7 protein-coding genes and 4 pseudogenes are annotated in these 8,572 nt (G+C 61.8%); 3 read left to right on the top strand and 8 right to left on the bottom strand.

Going from position 1 to position 8,572, the window contains the following annotated elements; all coding sequences use genetic code 11:
- From BG842_RS03975 to BG842_RS03965, 3 genes are all read right to left on the bottom strand, one after another.
- Positions 1–453: DUF5828 family protein (locus BG842_RS03975; protein ID WP_069449771.1), on the bottom strand; the 453-nt coding region annotated here is incomplete at its 3' end.
- A gap of 107 nt (positions 454–560) precedes the next feature.
- Positions 561–785, bottom strand: coding sequence for a hypothetical protein (locus BG842_RS03970; RefSeq protein WP_069449770.1), 225 nt, complete (start codon positions 783–785; stop codon positions 561–563).
- Between the two features lie 59 nt (positions 786–844).
- Positions 845–1,567: a bifunctional 2-polyprenyl-6-hydroxyphenol methylase/3-demethylubiquinol 3-O-methyltransferase UbiG gene (locus BG842_RS03965; protein ID WP_069449769.1), complete on the bottom strand. Its 723-nt coding sequence runs from the start codon at positions 1,565–1,567 to the stop codon at positions 845–847.
- A gap of 105 nt (positions 1,568–1,672) precedes the next feature.
- On the opposite strand from BG842_RS03965, the gene BG842_RS03960 reads away from it, so the two are divergent.
- The gene (locus BG842_RS03960; protein WP_069449768.1) at positions 1,673–2,278 is read left to right on the top strand and encodes a hypothetical protein; all 606 of its coding nucleotides are present in this window, start codon (positions 1,673–1,675) and stop codon (positions 2,276–2,278) included.
- Here BG842_RS03960 and BG842_RS03955 read toward each other — a convergent pair.
- The 3 genes from BG842_RS03955 to BG842_RS03945 all read right to left on the bottom strand — a co-directional run bounded on the left by BG842_RS03955 (position 2,275) and on the right by BG842_RS03945 (position 5,419).
- Complete coding sequence (locus tag BG842_RS03955) at positions 2,275–4,023, bottom strand: carbon starvation protein A (protein ID WP_069449767.1); 1,749 nt, start codon at positions 4,021–4,023, stop codon at positions 2,275–2,277. The two genes, BG842_RS03960 and BG842_RS03955, sit on opposite strands and share 4 nt — an antisense overlap.
- 129 nt (positions 4,024–4,152) lie before the next feature.
- The gene (locus tag BG842_RS03950; protein WP_069449766.1) at positions 4,153–5,121 is read right to left on the bottom strand and encodes a TRC40/GET3/ArsA family transport-energizing ATPase; all 969 of its coding nucleotides are present in this window, start codon (positions 5,119–5,121) and stop codon (positions 4,153–4,155) included.
- A 1-nt stretch (position 5,122) separates the two neighbouring features.
- Positions 5,123–5,419, bottom strand: a complete 297-nt coding sequence (locus BG842_RS03945) for a hypothetical protein (protein WP_007975999.1) — start codon at positions 5,417–5,419, stop codon at positions 5,123–5,125.
- 98 nt (positions 5,420–5,517) lie between these two features.
- Between BG842_RS03945 and BG842_RS03940 the strand changes: the two are divergent.
- Both BG842_RS03940 and BG842_RS32945 read left to right on the top strand, forming a co-directional pair.
- Positions 5,518–6,776, top strand: a pseudogene (locus BG842_RS03940) (GTP-binding protein).
- A 93-nt stretch (positions 6,777–6,869) separates the two neighbouring features.
- Positions 6,870–7,032, top strand: a pseudogene (locus tag BG842_RS32945) (uracil phosphoribosyltransferase); the annotation flags it as partial.
- Here the strand turns inward: BG842_RS32945 and BG842_RS27090 are convergent.
- Together BG842_RS27090 and BG842_RS32940 are read right to left on the bottom strand one after the other, a co-directional pair.
- Positions 7,028–7,281: pseudogene (locus tag BG842_RS27090) on the bottom strand (uracil phosphoribosyltransferase); the annotation flags it as partial. The pseudogenes BG842_RS32945 and BG842_RS27090 overlap by 5 nt on opposite strands.
- Before the next feature lie 93 nt (positions 7,282–7,374).
- Positions 7,375–8,572, bottom strand: a pseudogene (locus BG842_RS32940) (GTP-binding protein); the annotation flags it as partial.

Here is an 8,572-nt window from a genome sequence, read left to right as displayed (position 1 = left end):
GAGTTCGTTGTCGAAGTAGTACGGCGCGAGTTGCGTCATCACCTTCTGATACACCGTGTCCTCGACCTTCCTGATGGCCTTCCGCCCCGCCGAGTCGGCGGCCCGAGCGACGTAGTTCACCGAGTCCTGCCACCTGTCTACGGCACCTTCCGTGTCATCTTCTTCCAGTTTTTCGTACGATTCGGTCAGTTTTTCTCCCGCTGTTCGGAGGTCGTCGTCGGGGGACTCGCCCGCTTGCTCGCCTTTCCCTTCGCTGACGTGGGCCTGTTCCGCGGTCTTCTCGGCCACGTCTTCGCCGAGCCGTTCGTGCGATTTCGGCCGCCACTCGTCCCACTCCTCGAACGCGCTACCCGACACGTTCGCCTCACGGAGCGCTTGCGTGATGCGCTCTCCGTGCTCGACGATATCTCCCCAGCTACCTCGAAGTTTGAAGCCAGAGATGCTCTCTTCCATTCGATTACTCGCTCGTAAGTTCCACAGGGTTTTATCTTTTACCGCTAATGTCCGTGACAGCGGCTCTCATGCGCCTTTTCTCGGGGGTTACCGTTTCGAGCGTAAAATTATTCGTCTCCGATGTTTCCGTACGTTACCCGTTCCGCGAACGCGTTCAGTCGGTCTTTCGCGCGCCCGAGCAGTTCGACGTGTCCGCTCACCGACCGCATCTCGTCCTCGGACACCTCGATTCGGTCGTCGCCGTAGATGTCGCGCGTCTCACCGTCACTGGTCGCGTCGACGACGGTCGAAAGACCGCACCGACCACACGCCTCCGTCCGTTTGCCACCCATGTTACGGCGTACGGACGCATCCATGTTATGTGTTACCCCGAAATACTAGCCTCCCGCTCTCACCGTTTCTCCTTTCGAAGGACGGCTTTGTAGAATCCCTCTCTCGGCTGTATCTCGGCGACTCGCCATGGCATTCCGACGGTTACGTCCCGCAGTCGCTCGGGCGAAAAGAGGACGAAGTGGAGGGTTCGTCCGACCTCCCGTTCGCCGTCCCGGTCGTACTCGAAGTGAAACGTTCGGTGGGCGATTCCGCGGCGCGGGTCTGACCTGTAGCCCAGCAGGTCGTCCGGAGCGAGGTCCGTCGGGTCGTAGTTGTCCACGACGGCGACGCCCTCCTCGTCCGTGATTCGAGCGAGTTCCGAGAGGAGTCGATGTACCCCGGCGAGGGAGTGTGCGAGTCCGAGTTGGGTCCCGCTCAGGAGGGCGGAACGGAACCTGTCCGGTCGGAAGTCCATCTCGAACATGTCCATCACGCGAACGTCCTCGACGCCACGGTTACGGGTGGCTTCGACTGCGCCCGGACTCACGTCGATGGCGACGACTTCGCCTCGTTCTTGGAGAAATTCGGCGTGCTGTCCCGAGCCACAGCCGATATCGACGATGGGTGGTTCGAGCGACGCGAGGAGGGTTCGCCACTCGTCACGCCAGTCCTCCCGTGGGGTGAAGTAGTGCCCTTCGATATTCCCGTCCCGCGTCTCCGCGCCGTCCCGGTACACACAGTCACCGCGCAGTCCGCCGCGCTGGTAGTCGAGTATCGCTCGACCGAGTGGGTCTGCCTCCATCACACTCTGTCACAGTGTATCAAATGTGATAAAATGATAACGAGGCTCGGTACCGACTCCCGTGCCAACAACGGATATTTATCGCTCGCTCACAACCGAATCAGTATGGATAGCGGTATCGAGTCTCACGACTCGGAACGACAATCGAACCCCGTCCCGGACTGGGACGACGAGTACATAGACCGGGTGAGCGACCGACTCTTCGTCAACTACGACCTCGAAAAGGAGTACGCCACTCACGGCGAATCGTTCACGCTCTACGGACGGCTGTTGATAGAGACACAGAAGCAGTTCCTCCACCGCTCCATCAACTACGCCAACCACAGCGCCGAAGAGCACCTGTTCGTCCGGCGTTCGGATTCGGTCCGCGTCACTGACCTCGAAGCGCTCGTCGACCTCGGCCACGAACTCGCCGACGACTGGATAGAGGCCGACGAGGAACACTTCGGAACGACGTTCACCTTCGTCGTCATCGCCCCCGACGTGCCGACCGAAGTGGACGAGTTCGTCTCCGATTTCAGCGACCGAACGCTCCTCAAATACGGACTGCACGGTCAGTACGAAGTCAACCTCGCCGTCGTCTCCCCGGAGAACGAAACGCTCGCCGCCAGCGAGAACGCCGACGTCGGAAAAGCGTTCGCTCTCTGGCAACCGTTGGTGTCCGAAAAATCGGGATTGCTACACCGTGTCGTGCGGCGACTCAAACCTTAGTCGTCCGATTCACCGCCGTCCGTCACCGGTGTGCCACCCGGTTCGCTCCGCGCCGACGTGATATTTTCATAGCCGATGCGGACCAACGAGAGCGCGAGTCCGACGAGGACGAGCGCGATTATCGTTTGTACCCCCGCGGACAGTGCGCTTCCGAGCGCCATGTCTCCACCATTGACGAACTTCTGCCAGACGTTCTGGTAGAGTGCGAGGTACAGCAGTCCGAGGATGGTGACGAACGTCATCGCCGCCATCGGAACGCCCGTGCTGATGAGCTGTTTGCTCTTGTCCCAGTTGGCGAGCCAGACCGTCGCGGTCAGTAGCGCCAACGCCGCGAGCAGTTGGTTCGCGCCGCCGAACAGGGGCCAGAGGTCCGACCACGTGCCGGAGGCGACGAGCGCGTACGCAATTAGACACTGTATACCCGCGTTGAAATACCGGTTCGACGCGACGCTCTGCACTTGCGTTTCGGGCGTCCCGACGATTTCTTCGAACATGTAGCGACCGAGGCGAAGCGCCGTGTCGGTCGAGGTGAGCAGGAAACTCACCATGACGAGCGCCATGAACGGCCCGCCGAAGTCGGCCGGAATGCCGAAACTCGTGAGCATGATGCCGCCACCCTGTGCGAAGTTGGGAAGCGCCTGGCCGACACCGCCGCCAGCCTTGGTGAAGCCGACCAGTGCGACGGTCGAGAGTGCGAGCGTTGCGAGAAGGCCCTCACCGAGCATGCCACCGTAGCCGATGACTCGTGCGTCCGATTCCCGGTTGAGCTGTTTCGAAGTCGTCCCGGACGAGACGAGCGAGTGGAAGCCGCTGATGGTTCCGCACGCGATAGTGATGAACAACAGCGGGAAGAGGGGTTGGTCGGTGACGCCCATGAATCCGTTGTAGCCGGAAATGTTCACGGTGAGCGGTTCCGTCGGCGTGATCGCGCCGATACCGAGCCAGCCACCGACGGTTCCGACGATGACCGCCAACAGCGCGCCGCCGACGCCCGCGTACAGCAGGAACGACGATAGGTAGTCACGCGGTTGCAGGAGCGTCCACACCGGCAGGACGCTGGCGATGAACGCGTAGACCAAAATGATGGGAACCCACGTTTCCGCCGCGAGTTCGATCGGGTACGCCTGCCCGACGAAGACGCTGGCGAACACGCCGATGACGAAGACGACGGTTCCCGGCCCGAAGGGTAGGTTGAGTTGGTACAGGTACACCCCGAACACGACGGCCAGCGCGATGTACAGGATGCTCGCCGTCGCGGCGCTCGGGTACGCCTCGAACACGACGCCGACGACGAACGCGAATACGCCGACGACGAGGATGATGGTCAGGAACGCGAACCACAGCAACATGTTCTTGCCGCGCTCGCCGACGTACTCCCCGATGATGTACCCGATGGACTTCCCTTCGTGGCGGAGACTGCTCGACAACGCGATGAAGTCGTGGGTCGCGCCGAGGAGCGGATTCCCGATGGCGATCCACAACAACGCCGGAATCCAACCCCAAATCACGCCCGCCGTTATCGGCCCGACGATTGGTGCGCCTCCTGCAATACTGGAATAGTGATGCCCTAACAACACGGGCTTCTTCGCGGGCACGTATTCCTGCCCGTCTTCGTATTTGTGCGCCGGTGTCTCCCGGCTGTCATCCAATTCTACGAACTGTGCGAGATATCGTGAATAGGTTAGATACCCTATGCTGAAAAGTACCAGTACGCCGAGTACTAGCCATATGATTGCAGTCGCCATGGTATTGTGCCTCATAACAAATGGATTGATGATGCACAATAAGTGTTCCTTTACTCTCGGCGGTGTGGTACGCCTCTAATCGTCGTTTTCGGAACGATGTATCGTTGTTTTTGACAGGTGAGATTTCGATTATTCGGCCGCCGCCGCTTCGACCTCGACGTTCAATTCGTCCGCGACCTCTTCCAACAGCGTTCCTTTCACTTCCGACACCCGCGATTCGATAACCGCGACCACCGGTTCGTCGAACGACTCGCGGATGTGTTCGATTCGTTCACGTTCGGTCCGACAGCGGTCGCGGAGATACGTCGCGCCCCGTCCCGTCTCGTCCTCGTCCGGTTCCGGCGTCACCTTGTTGATGACGAGTCCCGACACGGGCAACCCGGATTCCGTCAGTTCTTCGACCGCCCTGCCGGTCTCTCGAATCGACAGTTCGTCGGGGTTGAGGACGAGGAAGAACGCCGCGTCGTTTCGCAACACCTCGCCCGCGAACTCGAAGTTCTCCTTTCGCTCCTGCAGGCGGGCGATGATGGGGTCGCCCTCCGCCACTCGGCGGGGTTCCCGGTCGCCGATGGCGGCCTTCTCGAACAGGTCGATGCTCCGCCGTCGTTTGTGAAGCAGACGGTCTATCCACCCTTCGAGGAATTCGGGAAGCGAGAGGAGGCGGAGCGTTCCGCCGGTCGGCGAGGTGTCGAAGACCACGCGGTCGTAGTCGTCCGAGTTCCGCATCACGTCGATGAATCGGTCGAACAGCGCCGACTCGTGGGCACCCGGTGTCTGGTGGGCCATCTCGACCTGTCGGTCGATGGCGTTCACCAACCCCGCGCTCACGTGGTCGCCCAGCGAGCGTTTTATCTCCATCAGGTGGTTTTCGACTTCCGTCTCGGGGTCGATTTCCATCGCCCAGAGGTTCTCGATGCCGTCCACGGACCGCGGGTCGTCGTCGAACTGCTGGTCGAACACGTCCGACGTGCTGTGTGCCGGGTCGGTCGAAACGACGAGCGTCTTTAGCCCCGAACGGGCGCATTTCAGGCTGTACGCGCTGGAAACCGTAGTTTTTCCCACACCGCCTTTGCCGCCGAAAAACACGAACTTTCGCATGTTAGAAGTGATACTGTTGGCCTTTGCGTTCGACGAGCGATTCGCGGTCCCACATCCGACGCTCCCACGCCTCGAACTCGTCGGTCAAGTAGGGGAGCAGTTCGGCGGTGTAGTACGAAACGGGACTCGGTACCCCGAAGACGTCGGGGAAGCACGCGAGCATGAATTCGTCCTCCAAATCCTCGGCCTCCTTCTCTATCAGTTCGTACGCGGGATGCGAAATCATCCCGTGATAGAGCCCCCGAAGCCACTCCTCGACGGAGCGACGGAACGTCTCGATTTGGTCCGCGAGAGACATACCCACACAGTGACGTCCTCGCTATTTAAGCGGGGCGGTCAACCCGCGGTTCGATTGTGGCCACTTAACACGCTGGAATGCCTGTGCCACGATAACGAATGAATCAGGGGTCCATTCCGGTCACAATTCTGAGCGGTAACCTCGGTGCGGGCAAGACGACGACGCTCAACCACCTCCTCCGCGAGAGCGACGACAGGGACATCGCCGTGCTCGTCAACGACATGGGCGAGATAAACATCGACGCCGAACTCCTCCAGGGCGGGACGGAACTCGTCGCGGACGAGGGCGTCGCGGAGCTCTCGAACGGGTGTATCTGCTGTGAACTGCAGGACGACCTCCGAACCGAAGTCACCCGCCTCGCGCGTGAGTGGGAGTTCGACACGCTCGTCGTGGAGTCCTCGGGCATCAGCGAACCCGCTCCCATCGCCCGACTGTTTACGACCGAATCCCGCGTCGCGGCGCGCTACGACGTCGATACGACCGTCACCGTCGTCAGCGCGCGGCAGTTCGACGAGTTCTTCGCCGACGGCGCGCCGGTCGAGCGCACAGAAACCGAGGACGGCGACACGCGCCCCCTCTCGGACCTCGTTATCGAACAGATAGAGTTCTGTGACGTGCTGTTGCTCAACAAATGCGACCTCGTGGACGCGGACCGTCTGGACGAAATCGAGGCCACCTTACGCGCACTGCAACCGCGCGCGGAACTGATTCGAACCGAACACGGCCGGGTGTCCCCCGACCGCATCCTCGACCGCGGACTGTTCGACCTCGGCGACGTGACCGACTCCGCCGGATGGAAACGGGCGATGGACCACGCCGACCACGACGAAGCGCACGGTCACGACGAACACGACGAACACGAGACTCACGCCCACGACGCTCACGACCATTCCAACCACCGTCATCCGCAGGAGGCCTACGGTATCTCGTCGGTCTCGTACCGAAGCCCCCGACCGCTTCACCCCGCTCGGTTTCACGACTTCTTCGAGTCGCTCCCGAACGGCATCGTCCGCGCCAAGGGAACGTTCTGGGTCGCCGGACGGGACGATGTGAAACTGGAGTACGGACAGGCCGGGGGCCGCCGCCCGCGTGGAAGTCGCGGGGCCGTGGATCGCCAGCCTTCCCGAAATCGACCAGGACCTCTACCGGAGCAACCGCTCTGCGACCTACTGGGACGAGGAGTGGGGCGACCGCCGGACCCAACTCGTCTTCAATCGGAAGCGACGTGGATGAGGCGGCCATCACCGCCGCACTCGACGACTGCGTGCTGACCGACGCGGAGATGGACGAGGACTGGGACACGTTCGACAACCCGTTCCCCGAGGACGAGGGCGAACTGTTGATAGTCGGCGAATAGTCGCGTTTCGGTGCCCCAGCGAGGCCTGTCACCGCGTCCCGCGGCTTCGCTCGTATCGTTAGCTTATAGCCCCTTCCCGCGCACGAATCGCATATGACTATCGAAAAACGAGGTGACGCCCACCTCATCACGCACGCGATGGCGAAGGACACCCTCTCGAAGATTCGGGACGAGGAGACCGAACAAGTCGGTTTCCGCAAGGGACTCGTAAAACTCGGCCGCATCTGTGGTTACGAAATCATCGACGGCGCGAGCACGTTGATGATAACCACGTCGTCCAACCCTTTGACGCGCTCGCCCGTCGTCTCGGTCAGCGGCGTATCGATGGAGACGTACTCGGTGTCCATCGCGCCGTCGATGATTTCGTAACCACAGATGCGGCGAGTTTTACGAGTCCCTTGCGGAAACCGACTTGTTCGGTCTCCTCGTCCCGAATCTTCGAGAGGGTGTCCTTCGCCATCGCGTGCGTGATGAGGTGGGCGTCACCTCGTTTTTCGATAGTCATATGCGATTCGTGCGCGGGAAGGGGCTATAAGCTAACGATACGAGCGAAGCCGCGGGACGCGGTGACAGGCCTCGCTGGGGCACCGAAACGCGACTATTCGCCGACTATCAACAGTTCGCCCTCGTCCTCGGGGAACGGGTTGTCGAACGTGTCCCAGTCCTCGTCCATCTCCGCGTCGGTCAGCACGCAGTCGTCGAGTGCGGCGGTGATGGCCGCCTCATCCACGTCGCTTCCGATGAAGACGAGTTGGGTCCGGCGGTCGCCCCACTCCTCGTCCCAGTAGGTCGCAGAGCGGTTGCTCCGGTAGAGGTCCTGGTCGATTTCGGAAGGCTGGCGATCCACGGCCCGCGACTTCCACGCGGGCGGCGGCCCCGGCCTGTCCGTACTCCAGTTTCACATCGTCCCGTCCGGCGACCCAGAACGTTCCCTTGGCGCGGACGATGCCGTTCGGGAGCGACTCGAAGAAGTCGTGAAACCGAGCGGGGTGAAGCGGTCGGGGGCTTCGGTACGAGACCGACGAGATACCGTAGGCCTCCTGCGGATGACGGTGGTTGGAATGGTCGTGAGCGTCGTGGGCGTGAGTCTCGTGTTCGTCGTGTTCGTCGTGACCGTGCGCTTCGTCGTGGTCGGCGTGGTCCATCGCCCGTTTCCATCCGGCGGAGTCGGTCACGTCGCGAGGTCGAACAGTCCGCGGTCGAGGATGCGGTCGGGGGACACCCGGCCGTGTTCGGTTCGAATCAGTTCCGCGCGCGGTTGCAGTGCGCGTAAGGTGGCCTCGATTTCGTCCAGACGGTCCGCGTCCACGAGGTCGCATTTGTTGAGCAACAGCACGTCACAGAACTCTATCTGTTCGATAACGAGGTCCGAGAGGGGGCGCGTGTCGCCGTCCTCGGTTTCTGTGCGCTCGACCGGCGCGCCGTCGGCGAAGAACTCGTCGAACTGCCGCGCGCTGACGACGGTGACGGTCGTATCGACGTCGTAGCGCGCCGCGACGCGGGATTCGGTCGTAAACAGTCGGGCGATGGGAGCGGGTTCGCTGATGCCCGAGGACTCCACGACGAGCGTGTCGAACTCCCACTCACGCGCGAGGCGGGTGACTTCGGTTCGGAGGTCGTCCTGCAGTTCACAGCAGATACACCCGTTCGAGAGCTCCGCGACGCCCTCGTCCGCGACGAGTTCCGTCCCGCCCTGGAGGAGTTCGGCGTCGATGTTTATCTCGCCCATGTCGTTGACGAGCACGGCGATGTCCCTGTCGTCGCTCTCGCGGAGGAGGTGGTTGAGCGTCGTCGTC

The sequence above is a fragment of the Haladaptatus sp. W1 genome (assembly GCF_001723155.1).
In the GTDB taxonomy this organism is placed as follows: Archaea; Halobacteriota; Halobacteria; order Halobacteriales; family Haladaptataceae; genus Haladaptatus; species Haladaptatus paucihalophilus.
This window is presented reverse-complemented; position numbering and strand designations above follow the sequence as displayed.